Genomic DNA, 23,563 nt, shown 5'->3' on the forward strand with positions numbered 1-23,563 from the left:
CTACCGTGCCGGGCGGGCGTCCGGGCACTCCGCCCGGACTTACGGCTCCATAACGGGGCGGCACCTGCCGCCGCCGCGGATGCGGGCACGCATCAGCCACTCGTGTTCCCGGCCTTCCTCTCGACCAGCTTCCGCAGCTCCTGCGGGGTGAAGGGGTCGTTCTGGTCGCCGTAGACGTTCTTCCCGTCGATCAGGACGGTCGGCGTGGCGTTGTAGCCGGAGTCGAGGAAGGCCGCGTTGGTGCGCTCGACCCGGCCGCGCTTCAGCTCGTCGCGCACGCACTTCTCGAACTGCACGGTGCGCAGCCCGGGCACCTCGCGGGCCAGCTTCAGCAGCCGGTCCTTGCTGGCGAAGGCGTCGTTCTGCTCCGGCGGCTGGTTGGCGTAGAGCACGTCGTGGTAGGGCACGAACGCGTTCTCGTCGTGGGCGCACATCGCGGCCCCGGCCGCGCGGGCCGAGCCCTGGCCGCCGAGGTTGCCGTCGATGATGGTGACCAGGTGGTAGTCGACCCGGAGCTTGCCCGCGTCCCGCAGCTCGTTGACCGTGCCGCGGAACTGCTTCTCGAACTGCGCGCACGCGGGGCAGCGGAAGTCCTCGTAGACCGTCATGGTGACGGGCGCGTCCGACGCCCCGGTGCTCACCGGCTGGGCGTCGGTGGACTCGCTGCCGCCCTTGCCGGTCACGGCCACGGCGACCCCGACCAGCGCGGCCACGCCCAGCACCAGGACGGCACCGCCGGTGACCTTCAGGGCGCGCAGCCGCTTGGCCCGCTGCCTGTCCCGCTCCCGTTCCACACGTAGCCGTTCGCGTGCCGAGGGCACGCCGGGGCGGCTGTCGTCGCTCATCACACTCTCGCGATCCGTCTGACTCGTCACGCCCTGCAGGAACGAGCCGGAGGCCGCGGTGCAGCGGCCCCGCCCGGGCCCTTCCCCCGAAAGTGGGTGCGCCCGTCCTGCGCGGTTGACCGCTGAGCGACAAAACCGGCCGCCCGTCGCACGGTCCCCGGCCGTTCGCCGCGCACCCGGCGCGTTCGCCGCACGAGCCGGTGTGCCGCTTTCCCGGGGGAAGGCCACTGCCTACGTTTCCCCCATTCGACGGGCCCATTCCGGCCATTGACGACGAGGAGACGTCCATGCCGACCCAGCCCCCCGCTCCCTCGCACTCCCCCGGGGATGCGGCGGAGCGCGCCGTCGCGATGCACGGCGATCCACGCTTCCAGGACCTCAAACGCCGGCTGATGGTCTTCGTCTTCCCGATGAGCATCGCCTTCTTCGCCTGGTACCTGCTGTACGTGCTGATGTCCGCGTACGCGCGGGACGTCATGGCCACCGAGCTCTTCGGCCGCGTCAATCTGGCGCTGGTCTTCGGGCTGCTGCAGTTCGTGTCCACCTTCGGCATCGCCGTGCTCTACTCGCGCTTCGCCGCCCGGCGGCTGGACCCGCTGGCCGGCAGCCTGCGTGCGGAGCTGGACGGTCCCGGCGGCGACCGCGAGGAGGTCCGCAAATGAACGTGCTCGCACAGGCTGCCGAGTCCAGCAGCCGCACCTGGACCGTGGTGCTCTTCCTCGCGATGATCGCCGTGACCCTGGGGGTCACGGTGTGGGCGAGCAGACAGACCCGTTCGGCGACCGACTTCCACTCCGGCGGCCGCGGCTTCAGCGGCATGCAGAACGGCTTCGCCATCGGCAGCGACTACATGTCCGCGGCGTCCTTCCTGGGCATCGCCGGCATGATCGCGCTCTTCGGGTACGACGGCTTCCTGTACTCGATCGGCTTCCTGGTGGCCTGGCTGGTGGCGCTGCTGCTGGTGGCGGAGCTGCTGCGGAACTCCGGCCGGTTCACCATGGCGGACGTGCTCTCGTACCGGATGCGGCAGCGCCCGGTCCGTACGGCGGCCGCGGTCTCCACGATCACGGTCTCGGTCTTCTACCTGCTGGCCCAGATGGTCGGCGCGGGCGCGCTGATCGCCCTGCTGCTGGGCATCCAGAAGGGCGAGACCTACCTCGGCATGGACGCCGGCACCGCCAAGATCGCGGGCATCGTGATCGTCGGCATCCTGATGATCGTCTATGTGACCTTCGGCGGCATGAAGGGCACCACCTGGGTGCAGATCATCAAGGCCGGAATGCTGATGGGCGGGGCCTTCCTGCTCACGCTCATGGTGCTGGCGGTCTACGACTTCGACTTCGGCTCGCTGATGAGCGACGCGGCCAACACCAGCGGCTCCGGGCAGGCGTTCCTGGAACCGGGACTCAGGTTCGGCACCGAGGTGCCCGGGGACGCCTGGCAGACGATGTGGAACAAGCTGGACATGATCAGCCTGGGCCTCGCCCTGGTGCTGGGCACCGCCGGCCTGCCGCACATCCTCATCCGCTTCTACACGGTGCCGGACTCCAAGACCGCGCGGAAGTCCGTGAACTGGGGCATCGGCCTGATCGGCACCTTCTACCTGATGACCCTGGTGCTCGGCTTCGGCGCGGCGGCGATGGTGGGCAAGGACGCCATCACCGCGCAGAACCCGGCGGGCAACACGGCCGCCCCGCAACTCGCCGAGGCGGCGGGCGACCACTTCGGCGGGTCCGCGCTGGCCGCGCTGATGCTCGCGGTGATCGCCGCGGTGGCCTTCGCCGCGATCCTCTCCACGGTGGCCGGCCTGACCATCGCCTCCTCGTCCTCGCTGGCGCACGACTTCTACAACAGCGTGCTCCGCGGGGGTAAGGCGAGCGACCAGGAGGAGGTCAAGGTGGCGCGGCTGGCCGCGTTCGGCGTGGGCGCCGCGGCGATCGTGCTGGCGATCTTCGCGCAGAGCCTGAACGTGGCCTTCCTGGTGGCCCTCGCGTTCGCCATCGCGGCCTCGGCCAACCTGCCCACCCTGCTGCTGAGCCTCTTCTGGAAGCGGTTCAACACCCAGGGCGCGGTGGCCGGCATCTACGGCGGCCTGATCAGCGCGGTCGGGCTGGTCGTCTTCTCCCCGGTGGTCTCCGGCTCGGAGAAGGCACTGGTCACGGGCGCCGACTTCAGCTGGTTCCCGCTGTCCAACCCGGGGCTGGTCTCGATCCCGCTGGGCCTGCTCTGCGCGATCGTCGGCACCCTGATGTCCCCGGAGAACGACCCGCGCCGCTACGCCCAGCTCCAGGTGCGGGCGCTCACCGGCGCGGGAGCCGAGCGGGCCGCCGACCACTGACGGACCGCACCCGGACCCGCCCGGGTCCGGCGGTGACGCCCCCCTCCGGCCGCGCCTCCCCCACCACGCCGGCGCGCCGGGTCACCGCCGGGCCCGGGCTTCTCACGTCCGGGCCCGGCGTCCGGTGCGTCGCAGGGAGCCCCGCCCGGCCGGCCGGCCGGGAGGCGCCGGGCCGCCCGGCCCGCCGCGGGTTCCTTCCTCCCGGACCGGTTCCGCGAGCCCCGTACTGCGTTACGGTCAGCCCGTGAACAGGACGTCCTGGGCCGCCCTCGGCCGCCGCACCACCCGCCGGGGAGCACCGGCGCCGTCCGCGGCACGCACCGCGGCCACGGGTGTGCTGCGCGAGGTGCGGCTGCTCGGCACCGATCTCCAGGACGGCCTGCGCGGCGGACGGACGGCGGCCGCCGCCCGCCGGGTGCGGCGGCTGCTGGACGCCGACGCGGTGGTGCTTGCGGATCTGGACGGCCCGGTCGCCCGGCACGGCGCGCTGCCCCCGGGCAGCGAACCGGACGCGCTGCTCTCCCGGGTGTACGAGGAGGGCCGGGTACTGCGCCGGCCGCCGCTGACCGCGGCCCCGCTGTTCGTCGCCGGGGATCTCGCGGGCTGCCTGCTCGCCGCCGGCGAGGTCGCCCAGGAGGACCTCACCGAGATCGCGGGGCTGGTCGCGGAGTCGCTGGACCACGCCGAGCTGCGTACCGCCCGGGCCCGGATCGCCGCCGCCGACCTGCGCACCCTGCGCGCCCAGATCTCGCCGCACTTCCTGCACAACGCGCTGGCGGTGATCGCGGCCCGCGTGCACAGCGACCCGGACCTGGCCCGGGGACTGCTCACCGACTTCGCGGACTACCTGCGCTACAGCTTCTCCACCCAGGGTGACTACGCGACCGTGGCCGCGGAGCTGCAGGCCACCCAGACCTATCTGGAGCTGCAACGGGCCCGGTTCGACGACCGTTTCGACATCACCGTGCGGATGGCCCCGGAGATCCTGCCCGTCGCCATCCCCTTCCTGGTGGTGCAGCCCATCGTGGAGAATGCCGTGCGGCACGGGCTGGAGCGCCGCTCGGGGCGGGGGCACATCAGCGTCTCCGGCTACGGCGAGGGCCCGCTGTGCGTCATCGAGATCGAGGATGACGGCGTCGGCATGGAGCCAGAGTTCGCCCGCGCGATCCTGGCCGGTACGGGACCTCCGGCCCGCGGCGTCGGCCTCGCCAACGTGGATCAGCGGCTGCGCGCGGTCTACGGGCCGGAGCACGGCCTGCTCATCGAGACCGCGCCCGGCAGCGGCACCCGGGTCGTCGTCCGGGTGCCGCGGTTCAAGCGAGGAGTGGTGGCGGAATGACGGGCACGACCCACGCGTCCCCCGGCCTGCGGGTCCTCGTCGTGGAGGACGAGCCCTCCACCCGCGAGGAGCTGGCCGCGCTGCTCGGCGGCATACCGGAGCTCGCCGAGGTGGTGTCGGCGGAGAGCGGCGAGGACGCCGTACGGCTGCTGGGGACGCCCGCGTTCGACGCCGTGTTCCTGGACATCTCGATGCCCGGCCTGGACGGGATGGATCTGGCCCGGGTGCTGAGCAGGCTGTCCGCGCCGCCCGCGATCGTCTTCGTCACCGCCTCCGAGTCGCACGCCATCGAGGCTTTCGGCATCGGCGCCGTCGACTATCTGCTCAAGCCGGTGCGCCCGGAACGGCTGGCCGAATCGGTCACCCGCATCGTGCGGCAGGGCCGGGGCGCGGCCGAGGAGGAGCCGCCGGCGGACGGGCTGGACGTGGTGCAGATCGAGCACAGCCGGCGCACCGTCTTCGTGCGCCGGGCCGACGTGCAGTTCGCGGAGGCGCAGGGCGACTACGTGCGGCTGCACACCGCGGACGGCACACACCTGATCCGGATGTCGCTGTCCTACCTGGAGGAGGTGTGGGCGCCGGCCGGGTTCGTCCGGGCGCACCGCGGCTACCTGGTGGCGGCGGGCTGGGTGCACGACCTGCGCGTCACCAGTTCCTCCGGGCTGGTGGCCTGCACCCCTGCCGGTGACGTGCCGGTCAGTCGCCGGCACGCCCGTGCGCTGCGGGAGCAGCTGATGGAGGCGGCCCGCAGCGGCAGGCTGGGACGGGCGGCACAGTGACCGCCCCGCGCCGGGTGAAGGTGACCAGCCCGCAGACCCGGATCGCGCTGGCCCGCCGGCACCGGGTGCGGCCGCGTCCGCTGCCGCTGCCCGGCCCCAGCGACCCGGAGCGGGCGCGCCGGGTCTTCGCGGCCCAGCGGCGCACCGCGCTGCGCACCATGGGGCTGCTCGCGCTGGTGCTGCTCGGTACCAGCGGGGTGATAGGGGCGCTCCCGGTGCTGGACCGGGTCACGGCGGGCGGTGTCCCGGTGTCCTGGCTGGTGCTGGCCATCGCGACCTATCCGCTGCTGCTGGTGATCGCCGTGGCGCACGTGCGGGCGGCGGAGCGTACGGAGGCGGCCGAGGGCGGCGGGGACGGGCCCGGCGAGGAGGACGCGGCCGCGGAGCAGCGGGCCGGCGGACCCTGGGCGTTCCCGGGGGCGCCCGCGGGGGCGGTCCCGGGCCGGGAGCGGATGCCGGGGGTGGCCGCGCGCACCGGGCGGGCGGCGGTGTCGCGTGCTCCGCTGCGGGCCCGGCTGTCCTCCCGGGCGCGGGCCGCCGGCCGGGCACCCGGCCGGCTGCGAGCGGCCGTCCCGGTACGCGGGCGGCTGCGGGGCGGCGCGCGGTGACGGGCCTGCTGGCCATCGGGTTCCTGCTGGCCGTCAGTCTGGCGATCGGCCTGTACGGGGTGCGCGCCGCCCGTACCACGCCGGACTTCCTGGTCGCCTCCCGCCGGGTGGCGCCGGGCTGGAACGCGATGGCCATCGCCGGGGAGTACGTCTCGGCCGCCTCGGTGCTGGGGCTGGCCGGGCTGCTGCTGAAGGACGGGATCGGCACCATGTGGTTCGCGGTGGGGTTCACCGCGGGCTATGTCGCCGTGGTGGCGCTGGTCGCCGGGCCGATGCGGCGCTCCGGGGCGTTCACCGTGCCGGACTTCGCGGAGTACCGGCTGGGGTCGCCGGGCATCCGCCGGCTCTGCGGGATGATCGTGCTGGTCATCATGTGGCTCTACCTGGTGCCGCAGTTCAAGGGCGCCGGGGTGGTGCTGCAGCTCGTCAGCGGCACGCCCTACTGGGTGGGGGTGGTGCTGGCCGGGCTGGTCGTCAGCGGCTCGATCGCGCTGGGCGGCATGCGGTCGGCGACCTATGTGCAGGCGTTCCACTACCTGGTGAAGCTGGCGTTCATCGCCGTGCCCGCGGTGTATCTGATGGTGCACGTCGGCGCGGAGACCCGGTCCGCGGCGTTCACGCCGGTCAGCGCCCCGGACGGGTGGAGCCGTCCGCTGCTGGACATCGGCGGCGCGGGTCACCCACTGCTGGCCACCTGGTCGGTGCTGGTGGCGACGACGCTGGGCGCCATCGGGCTGCCGCACGTGATCATGCGCTTCCACACCAGCTCCAGTGCCCGGGTCGCGCGGCGGGTGGCGGTGCGGGTGATCGCGCTGCTGGGGGTCTTCTATCTCTTCCCCGTGGTCTACGGGCTGCTGGGCCGGGTGCTCACACCGCACCTGGTGCGGGACAACGCCACCGACACGGTGACGGTGGTGCTGCCCGGGCAGGCGGTGCCGGGCGTGCTGGGCAGCGTGCTCACGGCGCTGGTGGCGGCGGGCGCCTTCGCGGCGTTCCTCTCCACCTCCTCGGGGCTGCTGCTGGCGCTGGCCGGCGGTCTGTCGCACGACCTGTTCGGCAGCGGGCTGTCCCGGCTGCGGGCGGCCGTCGCCGCGGGCGCCGGGGTGGCGGTGCTGCTCTCGCTGCCCGCCTCGCACCTGGACATCAACGTCCTGGTGGGCTGGGCCTTCGCGGTGGCCGCGTCCACCTTCTGCCCGCTGCTGGTGCTGGGCATCTGGTGGTCGCGGCTGACGGTGGCGGGGGCGGCGAGCGGGCTGGCGACCGGCGTGGTGACGGCGACCGGCGCGGCCTTCCTCTCCGCGGCCACCGACTGGCACTCCGGCGTGTTCACCGTGCTGCTGGCGCAGCCCGCCGCCTGGACGGTGCCGCTGGCCTTCCTCACCATGATCGTGGTGTCCCGGCGGGGTGTGCCCCCGGAGGGGGCGGAGCGTGCAGCGCTGCGGCTGCACGCTCCCTGACCCCTGGCCGGCCCGGTCCGCGCCCGGGGCGGTGCCGGGTGCCGTGCCCGGCGGCGCCGGGCCCCTGGGACCAGCGGCGGCTCTGCCCGCCGCGCCGTGTGCCCGGGACCGGGCCCGACCGCGCCGTGCCACGGTCCGGGGCGCCGCCCGGGGGACGCGTGCCCCGGGCCGGGTCACCCCCGGAGCCGGGTGCCCCGGACCGGGCCGCCCGGCCGCCCACCCCAGCCGGCGGCGGGCGCCCCGCAGGGGCCGCCGCCCCCGCAGGCGTGGGGGCCGCCCGGCGGCCCGGGGGACGGCGGCGGCTACGCCTCGCCGATCCCGGTGGTCCGTACCCACCTCGGCCACGCCATCGCCTCCGAGTGGACCAAGATCCGCTCGGTGCGCTCCACGGTCTGGACGCTCGGCATCATGTTCCTGCTCGTGGTCGGCATCGGCTTCCTCACCGCCCTGGGCCTCAGCGGCGACGACGACGGGTACGTGGACATGCCGCTGCTCGGCGGCGGCCTCTTCGGCCTGATGCTCGGGCAGCTCGCCATCATCACCCTCGGCGTGCTGGTGATCACCTCCGAGTACGGCACCGGCATGATCCGCACGACGATGACGGCCTGCCCGCGCCGCGGCCGGGTGCTGCTCGCCAAGGGCCTGATCTTCTTCGGACTGGCCTTCGTGATGACCACGGCGGCCTGCTCGCTCACCGCGCTGATCAACTCCGCGCTGCTCGGCGGCCAGACGGTGGGACCGGACCAGTACGTCCCGGAGAACCTGCGCGAGTCCGTCCAGGACGGGGAGCTCGTCGCCACCGGCGGCGAGTGGCTGGGGGCGACCGTCGGTGCCGGCCTGTACGTCGCCCTGCTGGGCCTGCTCTCGCTCGCCGTCGGCGCCATGCTGCGGCACTCGGCGGGCGCCATCACCACCATGATGGGCGTGGTGCTGCTCCCGCTGGTGCTGGCCCTGTTCATGCAGGGTGAGAGCCTGCGCGACGTGCAGGAGGCACTGCTGGAGTACTCCCCGCTGAACGGCCTGGCCTCGCTCTTCCACATGCCGATGCAGGGCGAGGGGGACGCCACCGGCTGGCCGCTGCTCGGCCTGCTGGCGCTCGTCACGGCCGCGGCGCTGGCGGGCGCCCAGGCGCTGCTCGCCAAGCGCGACGTCTGATCTCCACGGTCCGGGCCGCACAGGTCCGGACCGGATCTGCCCCCGGTCAGTAGCGGGGGGCGTTACGGGACCGCTGGAGCCGCGCGCTCCGGCGGTCCCGCGCGTTCCAGCACGCCCGGTGCCAGTGCCGCCGGTCGTCCCCGCCGCCCTCCCGCGGCCAGGCCACCAGGTGCGGCACGCCGGGCGGGATCTCCTGGTCGCATCCCGGGCAGCGATAGTGCTTCACCGCCGCGCCCCCGGTGACCTGCCGCACCGCCCACTCCTCGCCCCGCCACTCGGCGGTGCGCTCCAGTCCGTAGCGCTCGCCGGGGTCCGCCGGGGCACCGGAGCGACGGGCGGATCGGGCACCGCCGCGCGGGCGGTTACGGCGCGGGGACACGGGTCACCTCGGTTCAGGGCGGAAGCGGTGGACGCGCGGCGAAAGCCGCCCCACCAGCGTACTGACCCGGGAGCCGAGCCGAAGGGCGCGCCGGCGTCGAGAGTGACGAGGTCAAGCGAGCGAGGAACGAGCGAGCGCAGCACCGAGAAGCGTCGACGCCGGACCCCAGCGCCCGGAGGCGAGGGCAGGTACGCAGCTCTCCCGGTTCCGCGGGAGGATTCTCCCGCCAGGCCGTGCCTTTGGCACGTGTCAGGCGTTGTTGCCGGATGGGGAGAGCCGGGCGGGTCCGCGAGGAGGCGGAGAGCGATGCGTGTCGGAGCGTTCGTACTGGCGGCCCGGTTCCCGGGTCAGGGGTCGGGGGAGGCGCTGCACCGGGCGGTGCGGACCGCGGAGGAGGCCGAGCGCGCCGGCCTGGACGACGTCTGGGTCGCCGAGCACCATTTCGTGCCGTATGGCGTGTGCCCGTCCGCGGTGACCCTCGCCGCGCAGTTGCTCGGCCGCACCCGGCGGATCGGCGTCGGCACCGCGGTGAGCGTGCTGCCCAACGCCCACCCGGTGGCGCTCGGCGAGCAGACGGCCCTGCTGCACCTCACCTCCGGCGGCCGCTTCACCCTCGGCGTGGGCCGCGGCGGGCCCTGGATCGATCTGGAGGTCTTCGGCGGCGGCGCCGCGGCGTACGAGACCGGCTTCCCGGAGGCGCTGGAGCTGCTGCTGCGCTGGCTGCGGGAGCCGGCGGTGGGTGCCGACGGCGAGCGGCACCGCTTCCGCGAGGTCGCCGTGGTGCCCCGCCCCGACGAGGCGCTGAGCGGGCCGCCGGCGGCGCCCCCGGTGCTGGTGGCGTGCACTTCCCCCGGTACGGTGCGGCTCGCCGCCCGGCACCGGCTGCCGATGCTGCTCGGCATGCACTGCGGGGACACGGAGAAGGCGGAGTTCACCGCGCTCTGGCGGCGCGAGGCCCGGGCGGCGGGGCACGCCCCGGAGGCCGTCGCGGAGACCGCCGCGCAGCATGTCTCCGCGGGAGTGGTGCAGATCGCCGATACCGGCGCGGAGGCGCGGGAGACGCTCACCAAGGCCATGCCGGGCTGGCTGCGTCAAGGGCTGGAGGCGCACCGCACGGTGGACGGCAGACCCCGTACATCGCGGGATCCGGTCGCCTACACGGAGCTGCTGTGCGGGCTGCACCCGGTGGGGACCCCGCGGCAGTGCGCGGACCGGCTGGCGACCACCCGGAAGGTGACCGGAATCAGCCGTTTCGCCCTGCTCGCGGAGGGCAGCGGCGATCTGGCCGCCACCGAGGCGAACGTGCAACGGCTGGGCGCGGAGGTGCTGCCGCTGCTCCGGTGAACAGCGGCAGCACGGCGCCGCGGGCGGCGACTCAGCAGTCGCGCAGCTCCGGCGACTGGTTGAGGAGCTGCCCGCGGGTCGAGCGGAACCGGGTGAGCCGGTCGTCCACCGCCGGGTCCAGCGGGAAGACGGCCACCCGGTGACAGTTCTGGAAGGCGAGCCGGACACCGAAGTGACGTTCCAGCGCGCCGCGTATCGCATCGCTCGCCAGGGCGCGGAGAAGCTGGCCGCGGGCCTGCTCGTCCGGCGGAGGCGTCTGGTTGTCGGCGAACTCACCGCCGTCCACCTTCAGTTGCGCCACCAGCGAGCTGACCATCTCCCATGCGTACGGCAGGGAGGTACGGACGCAGTCGACGAAAGCCGCTTCATCGACCTCGCCTCGCTCGGCCTGTGCGAGCAGGGCCGGTGAGACGTCGAGCGACATGAGTTCTCCTCTCGCGACCCCGGGAGCCCCGGGGCCTTACGGACGGGACAGGGGAATCTGCCGCGACGCGACCGGTCGGGCCGGTCGCCGGGCGGTTCCGCACGGCGACGCCCCCGCTGCGTAGCGTAAGCCTGGGTCTACGCCTGCACCAGACGAATGCGTACACAACAAGCCATCCGCGAAACCGCCCCGACCGGGGGCGCATCGCGAGGAACGGCCGCCGTCCAGTAGCGTGAGCGACCATGCGTCTCGTCATCGCCCGTTGCTCCGTCGACTACGCCGGACGGCTCACCGCGCACCTTCCCTCCGCTCCGCGGCTCGTCCTGGTGAAGGCGGACGGCTCGGTGTCCATCCATGCGGACGACCGCGCCTACAAGCCCCTCAACTGGATGTCCCCGCCCTGCACCCTCAAGGAGAGCGAGGACGACGGGACACCCGTGTGGACGGTCGTGAACAAGGCGGGCGAGAAGCTCATCATCACGATGGAGGAGGTGCTGCACGACTCCTCGCACGAGCTGGGCGTGGACCCCGGCCTGATCAAGGACGGGGTGGAGGCGCACCTCCAGGAGCTGCTGGCCGACCGGATGGAGACGCTGGGCGAGGGGTGGACGCTGATTCGGCGTGAATACCCCACGGCCATCGGCCCGGTGGACATCCTGGGCCGGGACGCGGACGGCACCACGGTGGCGGTGGAGATCAAGCGCCGGGGCGAGATCGACGGGGTCGAGCAGCTCACCCGCTACCTGGAGCTGCTCAACCGGGACCCGCATCTGGCCCCGGTGAAGGGCGTGTTCGCCGCCCAGGAGATCAAGCCGCAGGCGCGGGTGCTCGCGACGGACCGGGACATCTCCTGTGTGACCCTCGACTACGACGCCCTCCGCGGCATCGAGGACGACAAGCTCCGCCTCTTCTGACCGCCGGGGGCGCCCCGGGCCCCGCGGGCCCGTGTGCCCGGACCGCACTCCGGCCCGCCGCGACAGGCGTCCCGTACCGCCGCCGGCGCTCCTTGTCCCGCCGCGACGGCACGCAACCCCGTGGCCGGGCCCGGGAACCCGGGCGGCAGCGGCGGCGCGGACGCCCGGCACAGGCGCCCACCGTCTCCCGCCGGGAGTCCCTCACCCCGCGACCGGGCTGGACCCCGCGGCGCGGGTCCGGCGGAACCGCCGAGCGCCGCGCCGGCCCCCGCGCACCGTCACACGGTCGTCGGCGTGGCCGAGTCCCCGGCCTCGGGGGAGGAGCTGGTGCTCCCGCTCGCCGTGGTACTGGGCGCGGGTCCGCTCGCCGTGTTCGACGGTGGCGGCGTGGACCCGCCGCCACCGCCCCCGGCCTGCCCTCCGGACTCGGTCGGAGTCGGCTCCAGCGTCGGGTCGGGCGACTCCGTGGGGTCCGGGGACTCCGTGGGCTCCTCGGTCTCCGTCTCTTCGTCGGTCGGCTCGTCCGTGGGCTGGCCACCGCCACCGCCGGACCCGGAGGTCCCGTTGGAGGACCCTCCGCCGGAGCCGGACGGGCTCCCCGTGTCCTCGTCGTCGCTCGGCGTGGACTCCTCCCCGCTCTGGGAGGGGCGCTCCGAGGACGTCGTCGGGGAGGGCGCCTCGCTGGTCGGGCCGGGGGTACCGGCCGAGGGCGAGGCGTAGTCGCCCGCGGTCCCGCCGTCGTCGTTCTCCTCACCGGTGTCGTCCGCGGGCAGCCCGTCGTAGTCGTCCGGCTGCGAGGTCGAATGGTCGGGCTGCACGGTGTCGGACGGGGCTTCGTCGGAGGCGTTCCCCAGGGTCAGCGCGGTGCCGAGCACGATGGCCAGCACGGCGCCGCTCCCCGCGGCGACCATGTTCCTGCGGGTGCCGCGCAGGGCGAGCCGCCCCTTCCGCTCGCCCGTGCCGTAGCCGAGGCTCCCGGCGCCGGACCCGGAAGCCCGCATGGCGGCGATGCTCTCGTCCATGGCGGCGGCCTTGTCGAGGGCGTCGGCCGTCGCCTGCTCCGGCGATCGCCGCGCGGAGGCCGCCGTGGACGCCGTGGTGGCGGGCGTTCCGTCCACCAGGGGCCGCTGTACCGTCTCCGCCTCGGAACCGCCGCCGTGGGCCGGTACCCCGGTGCCGGCTCCCGGCACCGCACCGGCCGGTCCGGGTTCGTGCTTCCTGGTGCGTACGGGCAGGCCCGGGCGCCCGGCGCCGTGCCCGTCGGCCGTACCGGTGCCGGACCTCCCGGGTGGGCCGCCCGGCGCCGCGCCCGTGCCGTCCCCGGGCACACCGGCGGAGGGCGTGCCGGCCGCGTCCTTGCGATCCCCTGGCTCTGCGGCCCCGGAAGCACCGGCCGCCGCGGCGCTCCCGCCGCTCCCCTCGGCCGCCAGGCGGTCCGTCACCAGGGCGAGCGCCCGCCTCCCGGCGACCGTGCCGCGCTTGTCGGCGAGGATGCCGCGCAGCCCGATGGAGGCCTCCAGTTCGGCGCGGGCCCGCTCGGGGTTCCCCGCGCAGAGCGCCAGCACGCCGAGTTCGTGGTGGAAGTACGCCTCCTCCGCGACCTCGCCGGCCGTGCGCGCGGCCTCCTGGCCCCCGCGCAGCAGCCGTTCCCAGGCGCCCCAGCGCCGGCCGGCCGCCAGTACCGGTGCGGCCGCGCGGGCGAGGTGCACCGCGGCTGCGGCGTGGCCGCTGCGGCGTGCGGCGGCGAGCGTGCCGAGCACGGCGTCCGCCTCGCCGGCGACCTGTTCCGCTGTCACCGAGCGGTGGGCGACCCACCAGCCGTAGTGCCGGGCGGCCTTGTGCGCGCGGTCCGCGGCGTCCTCCGCGGCTCCCGCGCCGTCCTCGTGCGTCCTCCCGGATTCCCCGGGGCCCCGGGTGTTCGCGGTGAAGCCCGCCGCGTCCACCGCCTCGGCGACCCCGGCGGCCAGCCGGTGGTGCCCGCCGGCGGCGGTGACCAGCCCGGATGCGGCGAGTTCGGCCGGCACCTGCTCGGCGCGCCCCGCGCCGAGCAGGGCGGGGAGCTGGCTGCGGTGCGGCAGTTCCCCGCCGAGGGCGAGGGCCAGGCGCAGAGCCTCCCGGGCGGCCTCGGAGAGCCCGGTGACGAGGAACGCCGGCGCCTCCTCGACGGCCGGCAGCGCACCGGAGCCGCCGGGCAGGGCGTCCCCGGCATCCGCGGCCGGGGCGGTCTCCCCGGCCTCTCCGGTGTGCCCGGCTTCTGCGGTCTGCCCGGCCTCCCCGGCGGACCCGGGAACCCCGGAGCTCCCGTCCTCGCGGAGGCGCAGCACCGCCCCGCCCTGCACGAGGGCGAGCGGCCGCCCCTCGGTGCGGAACCAGAGGTCGGCGGCCCAGTCCGCCTCCGTGTCGTCGAGCGGCCGGCCGGTCAGCCGTTCCAGCAGTTCCAGGGAGCCGGTGCGGCTGAGCCCGGAGAGGAAGAGCTCCTCCAGGTGCGAGCGGGGCGCGGGCGCGGCGACGTCCGGGGTGGCGGTGACCACGTAAGCGCACTCGGGGGTGGTGGCCAGCAGCTCCTCGAGGGCGTCGCCGCCGAACTCGGCGTCGTCGAGGAGGACCACGGCCCCGACGGAGGCGAGGGCCTCCCGCAGCCCGTGGCGGTCGGGTCGCTGCCCGGGGGCGTCGTACACGGCGGCGAAGAGGTCCTGGAGGACGTCGTCCGGGGTGCGGCGGTAACCGCTGAGCCGTACGACGCCGTCGGGCGCCAGGCCGGCGACGTCCCGGGCCACGGCGTCCAGCAGGGCGCTGCGGCCGGCACCGGGCGGGCCGGTGAGCCGGACGGAGCGTCCGCGTTCGAGGAGCCGGGTGAGCCGTTCGCGCTCCTCGTCGCGCTCGAGGAAGGGCGGGCCGGGTTCTCCGGGGGTGCCGGGGTCCGCGGGTGCCGCGGGGTCGAGGGGCACGTCCCGCCGCTGCGGCGGCCCGGGGCGCTCGGTCGGCGGGCAGGGTTCGATCTCGCTGCCGTCGACCGGGTTGACGGTCAGCAGGTAGTCGCCGGATATGAGCCGGACCGTGCGGGACAGGGCCCCGCTGTCCTGTTCGTTTCCGCGGTCTCCACCGGGCTGATCACTGTCGTGCTGAACCATGGCCTCCGCCCCCATGACGCTGTGAAGGGCACAGTATCCCTGAGCCCGGCGGTCCGTGTGCGGGCGTGTCCGTCACGGCTTGGTGAGGATCGGCACCTGCGAGGTCTCCATCGCGAGGATCCGGTGCAGCCGGGTGGCCACCAGCAGCCGCTGCATCTGCGGCGGTACGTCCCGCAGTACCAGCCTGCGGCCGCACCGCCCGGCGCGGCGGTGGGCGCCCATGATGACGCCGAGCCCGGTGGCGTCCCAGGACTCGAGCTGGGCCAGGTCCAGCACGAGATCGCCCTCGCCGGAGTCCACGGCGGTGTGCAGGGCCGTACGGGCGTCCGCTGCGCTGCGGACGTCGAGGCGACCCCCGACGACCAGCTCGGCGTGGTCGCCCTTGATGTGCATAACCGCTCCCCGGTTGTGGTCGCTGTCGTGCGCTGAACCTTGACGCCTCGGTGACGCCGCTGTGTCGCGTCTATGTCTCATCACAACTGACCAGCCGGCAGCCGGTCACGTTGCCGTCCGTGCCCGAACCGATACGCAATTCACCCTGGCGGGTGAGCATTCGGCGAGGTGTTCCCCGTGTCCCGGGGCCCCGGTCATGCCCCGTGTGTGCACCGTCTCCGGGAGCGCGCGCCGTGCGGGCGCCGGCGCGGCGCGCGCCTCCGTTTCCGTGCGCGCGTTCAGTAGGTGTAGAAGCCCTGGCCGCTCTTGCGGCCGATGTCGCCCGCGTCCACCATGCGCCGCATCTGCTCCGGCGGGGCGAACTTCTCGTCCTGCGACTCGGTGTAGATGTTCTCCGTGGCGTGCAGCAGGATGTCGATGCCGGTCAGGTCCGCGGTGGCGAGCGGGCCCATGGCGTGCCCGAAGCCGAGCTTGCACGCGGTGTCGATGTCCTCGGCGGTGGCGACGCCCGACTCCTGGAGCTTGGCCGCCTCGACCACCAGCGCGGAGATGAGCCGGGTGGTGACAAAGCCGGCGACGTCACGGTTGACGACGATGCAGGTCTTGCCGACGGACTCGGCGAACTCACGGGCGGCGGCCAGCGTCGCGTCGCTGGTCTTGAGGCCGCGTACCAGTTCGCACAGGGCCATCATCGGAACCGGCGAGAAGAAGTGGGTGCCCACCACGCGCTCCGGCCGGCCGGTGGCGGCGGCGATCTTGGTGATCGGGATGGCCGAGGTGTTGGAGGCGAGGACGGCCTCGTCCTGCACCAGACCGTCGAGGGTGCGGAAGATCTCCTGCTTGACGTCGAGCCGCTCGAAGACGGCCTCGACGACGACGTCCGCGTCGGCGGCGGCGTCCATGTCGGTCGTCGCGGTGATGCGGGAGAGGGCGGCCTCGGCCGCGCTCTCCTCCAGCTTGCCCTTGCCGACGAACTTCTCGTACGACGCCTTGATGCCGTCCGTGCCGCGGCGCAGCGCCTCGTCGGTCACGTCGCGCAGGACCACCTCCCAGCCCGCCTGGGCCGAGACCTGCGCGATGCCGGATCCCATGAGACCGGCTCCGATGACGGCGAGCTTCTTCGCCACGACACGCACCCTTCCGTGTTCCTGAGCGTTCTTGAGGACCCGTGGGGACCCGGGTGGGGACCCGTGCGGGTCCGTGGGACTTCGTGAGGCCGTTGGGCGGACCTTAGCGCTTCCCGGCGGGCGGTTGGGAGCGAAGAGACACGCGTCACGTCTCACATGGCGGACATCACACGGATGGTGTCCGATCCGTGAGCCTTGATGCGCATTCCCCTTCGGGGCGGCACGGGGCCCGCGTGGGCGCTCAGCCGACGGGCCGCCCGGCGCAGTTGGGCGGGAGCCGCCGTGCAGCACCCCACCGGCGACCCGCTTCGCGGTCGTGCCGTGCACGGCCGCACCACGGCCCGGCCTCCCGGCCGCACCCGGCCCGGTTCCCGCGCCCCGGGCCGCCGCGGCCCCGGAGGGTTACCCTGCCCGCATGGTCAACCTGACGCGCATCTACACCCGTACCGGAGACGACGGCACCACGGCGCTGGGCGACATGAGCCGTACGGCCAAGACGGATCTGCGCATCGCCGCGTACGCCGACGCCAACGAGGCCAACGCCGCGATCGGCGTCGCGCTCTCCCTCGGGCAGCTCCCCGACGCGCTGGCGGCCGTCCTCACCCGCGTGCAGAACGACCTCTTCGACGTGGGCGCGGACCTGGCGACGCCGGTCGTGGAGAAGCCGGAGTTCCCGCCGCTGCGGGTGGAGCAGAGCTACATCGACAAGCTGGAGGCGGACTGCGACCTCTTCCTCGCGGACCTGGAGAAACTGCGCAGCTTCATCCTGCCCGGCGGCACCCCCGGGGCGGCCCTGCTGCACCAGGCGTGCACCGTGGTGCGCCGTGCGGAACGCTCCACCTGGGCCGCGCTGGAGGAGCACGGGGACACCATGAACCCGCTCACCGCCACCTATCTGAACCGCCTCTCCGACCTGCTCTTCATCCTGGCCCGCAGCGCGAACAAGGACGCCGGCGGAGACGTGCTCTGGGTGCCCGGCGAGAACCGCTGAGCCGCACCACCAGCCCTTTTTGACGGAGGGCGACGCGTTCGTCACACTGCGTTCCATGCTCGTCGACGCCCCTCCCCCGGCCGCCGGATCGCGCGGTCTCCGCGAACGGTGCGGTTCCGCGGCGACCCTACTGACCGCGCTGGCCGCCCTGACCGTGCTCGGCGCCGGCCTGGGCACCGGTCTCGCCGGGGCGGCCCCGGCCGGCGCACCGGCCGCACCGCCTTCCGCGGCCGCACCGTCCGCCCCGCCTTCCGCGGCCGCACCGTCCGCCCAGGTCGCACCGTCCGGCGCGCCGGGCGACCCGGGGGACGCGTACGCCGCGCTGCATCCGCCGGCCGAGCTGTCCGCGCGGCGACTGGCCACCGCGGACCGGGGCGCGGCGGCCAAGTGGACGGGCGGGCAACCCGTCGACGCCCCGGAGCGGGAGCGGCGGGTGCTCGCCTCGGTACGCCGGCAGCCCACCAGGGCGGTGACCGGGCCGGCGAAGGCGACTGCGCCGACGCCCCCGGTACGCCGCCGGACGCGGCCGGTGCCGTACCGGGGAGCCGGTGCCGTCCCCGGCCGGTCCGGCCGTGAGGCCGGTCAGCCGATGAGGCCCGCCGCCACCGTGGCGCCCAGCTCCCAGCAGGACTCCAGGTCCTCCTTGGCCGGTGTCCCCGTCACCGTGACGGTGGCGGCCGCCTGCTCCCAGCCGAGCCCCGTGGTGATCGACTCGATGCCGCGCACGGCCCCGGTGACGTCGCTGCCGCCGTGCACGTAGTACCCGTACGGGCGGCCGCGGGTGGCGTCCCGGCACGGGTAGTAGACCTGGTCGAAGAAGTGCTTGAGGGCGCCCGACATGGAGCCGAGGTTGGCCGGCGTCCCCAGCAGATACCCGTCGGCGGCGAGCACGTCGCTCGCCGTCGCGCAGAGCGCGGGCCGGCGCATCACCTCGACACCCTCGATCTCGTCGGTGGTGGCGCCGGAGACGACGGCGTCGAACATCGCCTCCAGGTTCGGGGACGGCGTGTGGTGGACGATCAGCAGCGTGGGCACGGCTCCGAGCCTGCCGCCGGCCCCCGGCGAACGCAAGCCGCCACCCCCGCACCGGGGGCCTCGCGGCCCCTCACATTCCCGGGCACCGCGCCGGAGGCGAGCAGGGGCAACGCGCGTGGATTCCGGTCAATTCCGGGCTTCGGGTTTGGCCGCACCGTGAACGAGCAGGCCTGATAGCGCTCTCACCCCCACAGGAGAACAGGAGTTGCACCGTGTCAGCGCACAGACCCGTCCGGCGCTTCGCCCCCCTTGCGGCCGCCTGCGCCCTGCTCGCCGCCGGCGGTGCCGCGGCCCCCGCACAGGCATCCCCCGCACAGGCATCCCCGGCACCGGCCGCACAGCCCGGCCCGCAGACCCCGCACTGCATCGCCGACCGGGAGACCGGCGAGCAACGCTGCTTCGCGACCTTCACCGCCGCCGTCGAGGCCGCCACCGGCGGCCGGATCGACGACGCGCCGAAGTCCCCGCACACCGCGGCCCGGAACCCGGAGTTCCGCCAGTCCTCGGCGGCCGCCGAGGTCATCCAGGGCACCTTCTTCGAGCACGACGGCTACGGCGGCGCCTCGCTCACCATCTACGGCGCCGAGCCGTGCGTGAAGGACGGCTGGGTCAACTTCCAGTACGACCTGGACGACTGGTGGAAGGACCGCATCTCCTCCGTCCAGCCGTGGGCCAACTGCTGGCTCTGGCTCTACCCCGAGCCGGATCTCGGCGGCGACCGGGACGGCCCGTTCAAGGAGAACACCCCGGACATCGGCACGTTCATGAACGACCGCACGGAGTCCATCGGCTTCAGCTAGCCGCCGGCCCCGTCCCACTCCCCCAACCCCCCACTGCCGGAGGCCCCCATGCGCAACCGCATACGTGCCGGCGTCCTCGCCGCCGCCCTGGCCACCCTGGGCGGCGCCGCCCTGGCCCCGACCAGCGCCCAGGCCGCGGACACGCCCACCGCCCGCGAGCTGCTGATGAAGTGCGACAACGGCACCGACGTGTGCGTCTTCCACCCGGACGGCCCACCCGAGGTCTTCATGGGCCCGTCGCACCAGGTCGGCGACGCCGTCTACAACTGCACCCCGGACAACCAGCGTTCGGCCGTCGGCTGGTCCGACACCACCGGCGAGACCAACAGCATCGGCGTCTCGCTGAGCGCCGAGTACGGCTTCGCCGAGGTGTTCAAGGTGACCGTCGAGACCAGCTATGAGCACACCTGGTCCAGCTCGCACACCGAGTCGGAGACGACCTACATCGACGTCCGGCCCGGCCATGTCGGCTGGGTGACGCGCGAGGCGCAGATGCAGCGCGTCAACGGTACGTACGAACTGCACTTCCCGGACCGCTACTACGGTCACTACTACTGGTACGTCGATTTCCAGGCGACGGGTCCGATGCCCGACGCGCCGAGCACCAAGACCCAGCACACCCGCCCGATGACCGACCAGGAGCGGGCCCAGCACTGCGGCTGAGCCGCCGTACCCCGCGCCCGGCACCCCCCACAGGCGTCCCGGTCCCCGCGCTCCCCCGGCGTGCGGACCGGGGCGCCGCCCTTTCTGCGGGGCCCGGGGCCGGAGCGCCATGCCCGGGGGCGCCGGCCCGCGGCTTCCGCCGTACGCCCGCTGCCGTGTCGCGGCGGTCCGGCGCCCGCCTGCGCGCTCACCGGGTGCCGGGGCCGTCGCCGCGGTCCCGGCCTTCGCGGGCCTCGTCCTCCGCACGCCCGGTGCCACGCTCGGCGTCCCGCTCACCCTCGCGACCGGCCCGGCGCTCGCGCTCCGCGCCCGGCTCGCCGGCCGGGCGACCGGCACGGGCCACGTCGCCGGGCTCGGCCGGTTCGGCCCAGCCGACGGTGTCCGCGTACTCCTCGGGAGTCATCCCGGCACGGCCGGGCGGCACCCCCACGCCCGTGCCGCCGGGCTGGCCGCCGCCGGTGGCGCCCTCGCCGCCGGGCATCCCCGGCGTCATGCCGGCGTCCGCCTCCTCACGGCTGATGTGCCGCCGGGGACGGACCCCGGCCCGCCGCTCCTCGTACGGGTACGTGAAGGGCCGGCTCTGCGCCCGGCGCTCCTCGGCCTCGGCGGCCCGCTCCGCGCTGCGGCGGCGCTCGTCCGGCTCGGTGCCGCCTTCCCGCTGCTGGTACGCCGTGCGCAGTTCCCGGGCGGCCCGTTCCTCGGTGGCCTCGCGCGTCTCCTGGGCCTCGCGTATCTCCCGGTCCCCGCGGGCCCGGGCCTCCGCGGCCCGCGCGGCCTCCGGCGCCTCGCGGGCCCGGTCCGCCGCGCGCTGCTCGCGGGCCTCGCGGTCACGCGCCTCGCGTTCTCGGTCGTTCATGACACCCGCGGTACCCCGGCCCGCCCGGTCCTCACACGACCGCACCCACTCCCGGGGCCCGCCGCTCCGGGCGCGCCGCGGCGGGTCAGCGGAGACGCCCGCCGGCCCGCTCCCGGACGGGGGCGCCGGCGTCGCGGTCCGCGTCCCCGGACGGCTGCTTGGGCCAGACGGTGTAGCTCAGCGCGACGATCACGCTGACCACGGCGACGATGCCCATCTTCGCCTGCCAGGCCCGCAGCGAGGTGCTCTGGCCGGGGTCGTCGACGAACCAGACGGCGGCCTGCAGCAGCCCCGCGGCGATGGCGGCGGCGAGCACGGCGCGGCCGGTCATCTTCCACTCGTGGACCGCGCGGGCCATCCCGTGGCGCGGCGGCTTCACCGGCGGCGGACCGCCCGCGAAGCGGTGGGCGAAGTGTCCGTCGGCCCAGCGGATCAGGTAGTGACCGTGGGTGACGGTGAACCCGATGTACACGGCGGCGAGACCGTGCTTCCAGTCCGGCGCGGCGCCGTCCTTCAGGTCGATCGCGGTGACGGCGAGCAGCACCAGTTCCAGGAACGGCTCGCAGAGCAGCACGGCGGCCCCGGCGCGCGGCATCCGCGCCAGGTAGCGCAGGGAGAGTCCGAGCGCGAGCAGCACCCAGAAGGCGATCTCGCAGGCGATGATCAGGGTGACCAGCACGGTGGCGCTCCTTCGCTGCCGCGGGGTGGGTGTCCGTACCCCTCAGCGTGGCGGCCGGGGGCCGCCGTCCGCGTCGTCACCAGCGACGATCCCGCGCTGCATCCTTCGATGTACCCCCGGTCTCCGCCCCTGCGCGGAGGCCGCGGCCGCGCCCGCCGTGCTGTGATGGACCCATGTCCCGCCCACGCCGCCCGCACCGAGACGACGTGCTGATCGCCGTCGTCGGCCTGGTGGGCGGTGTGCTGCTGTGGAGCCTCGGCCTGTTCAGCACCTTCGGGCCGGACCGGCCGGGTGCGCTCAGCCTGCTGCCGCTGACGGCGATGGCCGGCGCGGAGCTGCTGCGCCGCACCGGCCAGCCGTGGTCGCTGGCGCTGGGGACGGCGGCGCTGGCGGCGGACCTGGCGGCCGGATCGCTGCTGGTCACCGTGTTGATGTTCACCGATGTGGTGTACGCGGCCGTGCTGTACGGGCCGCAGCGGCTTGCCCGGCGGCTGCTGCCCGCCTCGGTGCTGCTCTCGGTGACGCTCACCGTCGGCGCGCTGGCCCTCTGGCAGCTCGCCGGCGGGCTCTTCGTCGGGCTGATCGCCGCGCTGGTGTCGGTCATGCCGGCCTCGACCGGGGTGATCGTGCGGAACCACCGGGACACCGCGGCGGCCGAGCGGCTGCGCGCGGAGCAGACCGCGCTGCTGGCCGAGATGGACCGCGCCCAGGCGGTGACCGCCGAGCGTGCCCGGATGGCCCGCGAACTGCACGACCTGGTGGCGAACCATCTCTCGGCCATCGCGATCCACTCCACGGCAGCGCTCTCGCTCCGGGAGGACGACGCCGCGGCGACCCGGGACGCGCTCGGCGTCATCCGGGAGAACAGCGTGCAGGGCCTGACGGAGATGCGCCGGCTGATCGGTCTGCTGCGCGACACCGAGGGCGCCGGCGAGCCCGGGGCCTCCCCCACCCTGGACGGCCTGGACGCGCTGCTGGAGCGGGCCCGGGCCGGCGCCGGTGGGCAGTTCGCGTTCGCCCTGGAGGACGAACGCGACGGGTCGGCGCTGCCGGCGCCGGTGGAGCTCGCGGCCTACCGGGTGGTGCAGGAGTCGGTCACCAACGCGCTCAAGCACGCGGCCGGGGGCACCATCGCGGTGCGGCTGTGGCGCCGGGACGGCGACCGGGGTCCGCTGCTGGTGCGGGTCACCAGTCCGCTGGACGGCGCGGGCGGCACGGGGCCGCGGGCGCCGGGGTCCGGGGCCGGGCTGATCGGCATGCGGGAGCGGGCGGAGCTGCTCGGCGGCACGCTCGCGGCGGGCCCGGTCCCGGACGGCGGCGCCGAGGGGGCGGGCCGGAAGGTGTGGGAGGTACGGGCCGAACTGCCCGTGGACGGACCGGGCGAGGGCCGGGAGGGCCGGGAGCGGTGGTACGGCCGCGGCACCGGCGGTCCCGGGGCGGCCGCCGGGGCCTCCGGGACGGCGGGGACGTCAGAGACGGCGGGGACGGCCGGGGACGCGAGCGGGACATCGGGGGGCGTGGAGTGAACGAGGCATCCGGAGCGCCGGAGCCGGTACGGGTCGTGGTCGCCGAGGACCAGCAGGCGGTACGGGCGGGGCTGGTGCTGATCCTGCGCGGGGCGGGCGGCATCGAGGTCGCCGGGGAGGCGGCGGACGGCGAGGAGGCGGTGCGGCTCGCCCGCGACCTGCGTCCTGACGTGGTGCTGATGGATGTGCAGATGCCGCGACTGGACGGGGTCTCGGCCACCGAGCGGATCACCGCGGAGGGCTGGGCCGACGTCCTGGTGCTCACCACCTTCGACCTGGACGCGTACGTGTTCGGGGCGTTGCGGGCGGGGGCCGCCGGCTTTCTGCTCAAGGACAGCGAGGCGGCCGCGGTCGTGGAGGCGGTGCGCGCGGTGGCGCGCGGCGAGGGGATGATCGCGCCGGCCGTGACCCGGCGGCTGATCGCGGAGTTCGCCCGTCCCGGGGCGCGCCGGGACCCGTCGGAGCGGCCGGCGGCGCTGGACGGGCTCACCCGGCGCGAGCACGAGGTGCTGGGCTGTCTCGGCGAGGGGCTGTCGAACGCGGAGATCGCCGGCCGTCTGGCGATGGCCGAGGCCACCGTGAAGACCCATGTGAGCAGGCTGCTCGGCAAGCTGGACCTGCGCAGCCGTACGCAGGCGGCGGTGCTGGCCCAGGAGTGGGGCGTACGGCCCTGAGGGTCCGCGCCGCGGGGGTGGGCCGGCATCTGGCGGTCCACCCCCGAACTCGCATGTGGTCCATACCTATTGACCACTGGTCCAGACCTCTCTACTCTCCCGGTGA

At 74.8% G+C, this 23,563-nt stretch carries 23 protein-coding genes; 14 read left to right on the forward strand and 9 right to left on the reverse strand.

Annotation, left to right across the window (positions count from 1 at the left end; translation table 11 throughout):
- Positions 1 to 92: 92 nt before the first annotated feature.
- Entirely contained in the window at positions 93 to 845 is a 753-nt protein-coding gene (locus HOY81_RS00415) for a thioredoxin domain-containing protein (RefSeq protein WP_237316712.1), read from the reverse strand.
- Between the two features lie 287 nt (positions 846 to 1,132).
- On the opposite strand from HOY81_RS00415, the gene HOY81_RS00420 reads away from it, so the two are divergent.
- The 7 genes from HOY81_RS00420 to HOY81_RS00450 all read left to right on the forward strand — a co-directional run bounded on the left by HOY81_RS00420 (position 1,133) and on the right by HOY81_RS00450 (position 8,521).
- Entirely contained in the window at positions 1,133 to 1,507 is a 375-nt protein-coding gene (locus HOY81_RS00420; RefSeq protein ID WP_237316714.1) for a DUF485 domain-containing protein, read from the forward strand.
- Complete coding sequence (locus tag HOY81_RS00425; protein ID WP_237316716.1) at positions 1,504 to 3,183, forward strand: cation acetate symporter; 1,680 nt, start codon at positions 1,504 to 1,506, stop codon at positions 3,181 to 3,183. Before HOY81_RS00420 ends, HOY81_RS00425 begins: the two co-directional genes overlap by 4 nt.
- Before the next feature lie 244 nt (positions 3,184 to 3,427).
- Positions 3,428 to 4,522, forward strand: coding sequence for a sensor histidine kinase (locus HOY81_RS00430; protein WP_237316718.1), 1,095 nt, complete (start codon positions 3,428 to 3,430; stop codon positions 4,520 to 4,522).
- Positions 4,519 to 5,301: a LytTR family DNA-binding domain-containing protein gene (locus tag HOY81_RS00435; protein WP_237316719.1), complete on the forward strand. Its 783-nt coding sequence runs from the start codon at positions 4,519 to 4,521 to the stop codon at positions 5,299 to 5,301. Before HOY81_RS00430 ends, HOY81_RS00435 begins: the two co-directional genes overlap by 4 nt.
- Positions 5,298 to 5,909, forward strand: coding sequence for a hypothetical protein (locus tag HOY81_RS00440; protein WP_237316721.1), 612 nt, complete (start codon positions 5,298 to 5,300; stop codon positions 5,907 to 5,909). The genes HOY81_RS00435 and HOY81_RS00440 overlap by 4 nt, the downstream gene beginning before the upstream one ends.
- Positions 5,906 to 7,366 carry a cation acetate symporter gene (locus HOY81_RS00445; RefSeq protein ID WP_237316723.1) on the forward strand — a complete coding sequence of 487 codons (1,461 nt, stop codon included), beginning with the start codon at positions 5,906 to 5,908 and terminating at the stop codon, positions 7,364 to 7,366. Before HOY81_RS00440 ends, HOY81_RS00445 begins: the two co-directional genes overlap by 4 nt.
- A 189-nt stretch (positions 7,367 to 7,555) precedes the next feature.
- Entirely contained in the window at positions 7,556 to 8,521 is a 966-nt protein-coding gene (locus HOY81_RS00450) for an ABC transporter permease (RefSeq protein WP_237316725.1), read from the forward strand.
- 46 nt (positions 8,522 to 8,567) lie between these two features.
- Here the strand turns inward: HOY81_RS00450 and HOY81_RS00455 are convergent, their stop codons facing one another.
- Positions 8,568 to 8,900, reverse strand: a complete 333-nt coding sequence (locus tag HOY81_RS00455; RefSeq protein WP_237316728.1) for an ATP/GTP-binding protein — start codon at positions 8,898 to 8,900, stop codon at positions 8,568 to 8,570.
- 306 nt (positions 8,901 to 9,206) lie between these two features.
- Here HOY81_RS00455 and HOY81_RS00460 point away from each other — a divergent pair, with 306 nt between their 5' ends.
- Positions 9,207 to 10,244, forward strand: a complete 1,038-nt coding sequence (locus HOY81_RS00460) for an LLM class flavin-dependent oxidoreductase (RefSeq protein ID WP_237316730.1) — start codon at positions 9,207 to 9,209, stop codon at positions 10,242 to 10,244.
- A gap of 31 nt (positions 10,245 to 10,275) precedes the next feature.
- On the opposite strand, the gene HOY81_RS00465 is transcribed toward HOY81_RS00460, so the two are convergent.
- A complete protein-coding gene (locus HOY81_RS00465; protein WP_237316732.1) occupies positions 10,276 to 10,668 on the reverse strand; it encodes an SCO5389 family protein in 393 nt (130 codons plus the stop codon).
- 242 nt (positions 10,669 to 10,910) lie between these two features.
- On the opposite strand from HOY81_RS00465, the gene nucS reads away from it, so the two are divergent.
- Positions 10,911 to 11,582, forward strand: a complete 672-nt coding sequence (gene nucS, locus HOY81_RS00470; protein ID WP_237316734.1) for an endonuclease NucS — start codon at positions 10,911 to 10,913, stop codon at positions 11,580 to 11,582.
- A gap of 278 nt (positions 11,583 to 11,860) precedes the next feature.
- On the opposite strand, the gene HOY81_RS00475 is transcribed toward nucS, so the two are convergent.
- From HOY81_RS00475 to HOY81_RS00485, 3 genes are all read right to left on the reverse strand, one after another.
- The gene (locus HOY81_RS00475) at positions 11,861 to 14,713 is read right to left on the reverse strand and encodes an ATP-binding protein (RefSeq protein WP_237316736.1); all 2,853 of its coding nucleotides are present in this window, start codon (positions 14,711 to 14,713) and stop codon (positions 11,861 to 11,863) included.
- Positions 14,714 to 14,785: 72 nt separating this feature from the next.
- A complete protein-coding gene (locus HOY81_RS00480; protein WP_237316738.1) occupies positions 14,786 to 15,106 on the reverse strand; it encodes an STAS domain-containing protein in 321 nt (106 codons plus the stop codon).
- Between the two features lie 278 nt (positions 15,107 to 15,384).
- Positions 15,385 to 16,233 carry a 3-hydroxyacyl-CoA dehydrogenase family protein gene (locus tag HOY81_RS00485; protein ID WP_237316740.1) on the reverse strand — a complete coding sequence of 283 codons (849 nt, stop codon included), beginning with the start codon at positions 16,231 to 16,233 and terminating at the stop codon, positions 15,385 to 15,387.
- Positions 16,234 to 16,648: 415 nt separating this feature from the next.
- On the opposite strand from HOY81_RS00485, the gene HOY81_RS00490 reads away from it, so the two are divergent.
- Positions 16,649 to 17,224, forward strand: a complete 576-nt coding sequence (locus HOY81_RS00490) for a cob(I)yrinic acid a,c-diamide adenosyltransferase (RefSeq protein ID WP_237316742.1) — start codon at positions 16,649 to 16,651, stop codon at positions 17,222 to 17,224.
- Between the two features lie 582 nt (positions 17,225 to 17,806).
- Here the strand turns inward: HOY81_RS00490 and HOY81_RS00495 are convergent.
- The gene (locus tag HOY81_RS00495) at positions 17,807 to 18,259 is read right to left on the reverse strand and encodes an NAD(P)H-dependent oxidoreductase (protein ID WP_237316744.1); all 453 of its coding nucleotides are present in this window, start codon (positions 18,257 to 18,259) and stop codon (positions 17,807 to 17,809) included.
- Between the two features lie 212 nt (positions 18,260 to 18,471).
- Here HOY81_RS00495 and HOY81_RS00500 point away from each other — a divergent pair, with 212 nt between their 5' ends.
- Together HOY81_RS00500 and HOY81_RS00505 are read left to right on the forward strand one after the other, a co-directional pair.
- Positions 18,472 to 19,059 carry a hypothetical protein gene (locus HOY81_RS00500; RefSeq protein WP_237316746.1) on the forward strand — a complete coding sequence of 196 codons (588 nt, stop codon included), beginning with the start codon at positions 18,472 to 18,474 and terminating at the stop codon, positions 19,057 to 19,059.
- A 48-nt stretch (positions 19,060 to 19,107) separates the two neighbouring features.
- Positions 19,108 to 19,722, forward strand: a complete 615-nt coding sequence (locus HOY81_RS00505; RefSeq protein ID WP_237316748.1) for a hypothetical protein — start codon at positions 19,108 to 19,110, stop codon at positions 19,720 to 19,722.
- 187 nt (positions 19,723 to 19,909) lie between these two features.
- Here HOY81_RS00505 and HOY81_RS00510 read toward each other — a convergent pair whose 3' ends face one another.
- On the reverse strand, positions 19,910 to 20,578 hold the full coding sequence (locus HOY81_RS00510; protein ID WP_237316750.1) for a hypothetical protein: 669 nt from the start codon (positions 20,576 to 20,578) through the stop codon (positions 19,910 to 19,912).
- Positions 20,579 to 20,663: 85 nt separating this feature from the next.
- Positions 20,664 to 21,257, reverse strand: coding sequence for a hypothetical protein (locus HOY81_RS00515; RefSeq protein ID WP_237316752.1), 594 nt, complete (start codon positions 21,255 to 21,257; stop codon positions 20,664 to 20,666).
- Positions 21,258 to 21,430: 173 nt separating this feature from the next.
- On the opposite strand from HOY81_RS00515, the gene HOY81_RS00520 reads away from it, so the two are divergent.
- Both HOY81_RS00520 and HOY81_RS00525 read left to right on the forward strand, forming a co-directional pair.
- Positions 21,431 to 22,783 carry a sensor histidine kinase gene (locus HOY81_RS00520; protein WP_237316754.1) on the forward strand — a complete coding sequence of 451 codons (1,353 nt, stop codon included), beginning with the start codon at positions 21,431 to 21,433 and terminating at the stop codon, positions 22,781 to 22,783.
- A complete protein-coding gene (locus tag HOY81_RS00525) occupies positions 22,780 to 23,457 on the forward strand; it encodes a response regulator transcription factor (protein ID WP_237316756.1) in 678 nt (225 codons plus the stop codon). The genes HOY81_RS00520 and HOY81_RS00525 overlap by 4 nt, the downstream gene beginning before the upstream one ends.
- The last annotated feature ends 106 nt before the right edge of the window (positions 23,458 to 23,563 follow it).

The organism is Streptomyces sp. JJ36, from assembly GCF_021696945.1.
Lineage (GTDB): Bacteria > Actinomycetota > Actinomycetes > Streptomycetales > Streptomycetaceae > Streptomyces.

Coding starts and splice junctions, on each gene's coding strand:
- HOY81_RS00435 (WP_237316719.1), top strand. CDS start 4,519: ATGACGGGCACGACCCACGCGTCCCCCGGCCTGCGGGTCCTCGTCGTG.
- HOY81_RS00460 (WP_237316730.1), top strand. CDS start 9,207: ATGCGTGTCGGAGCGTTCGTACTGGCGGCCCGGTTCCCGGGTCAGGGG.
- HOY81_RS00505 (WP_237316748.1), top strand. CDS start 19,108: ATGCGCAACCGCATACGTGCCGGCGTCCTCGCCGCCGCCCTGGCCACC.
- HOY81_RS00480 (WP_237316738.1), bottom strand. CDS start 15,106: ATGCACATCAAGGGCGACCACGCCGAGCTGGTCGTCGGGGGTCGCCTC.
- HOY81_RS00475 (WP_237316736.1), bottom strand. CDS start 14,713: ATGGTTCAGCACGACAGTGATCAGCCCGGTGGAGACCGCGGAAACGAA.
- nucS (WP_237316734.1), top strand. CDS start 10,911: ATGCGTCTCGTCATCGCCCGTTGCTCCGTCGACTACGCCGGACGGCTC.
- HOY81_RS00420 (WP_237316714.1), top strand. CDS start 1,133: ATGCCGACCCAGCCCCCCGCTCCCTCGCACTCCCCCGGGGATGCGGCG.
- HOY81_RS00415 (WP_237316712.1), bottom strand. CDS start 845: ATGAGCGACGACAGCCGCCCCGGCGTGCCCTCGGCACGCGAACGGCTA.
- HOY81_RS00510 (WP_237316750.1), bottom strand. CDS start 20,578: ATGAACGACCGAGAACGCGAGGCGCGTGACCGCGAGGCCCGCGAGCAG.
- HOY81_RS00465 (WP_237316732.1), bottom strand. CDS start 10,668: ATGTCGCTCGACGTCTCACCGGCCCTGCTCGCACAGGCCGAGCGAGGC.
- HOY81_RS00490 (WP_237316742.1), top strand. CDS start 16,649: ATGGTCAACCTGACGCGCATCTACACCCGTACCGGAGACGACGGCACC.
- HOY81_RS00425 (WP_237316716.1), top strand. CDS start 1,504: ATGAACGTGCTCGCACAGGCTGCCGAGTCCAGCAGCCGCACCTGGACC.
- HOY81_RS00520 (WP_237316754.1), top strand. CDS start 21,431: ATGTCCCGCCCACGCCGCCCGCACCGAGACGACGTGCTGATCGCCGTC.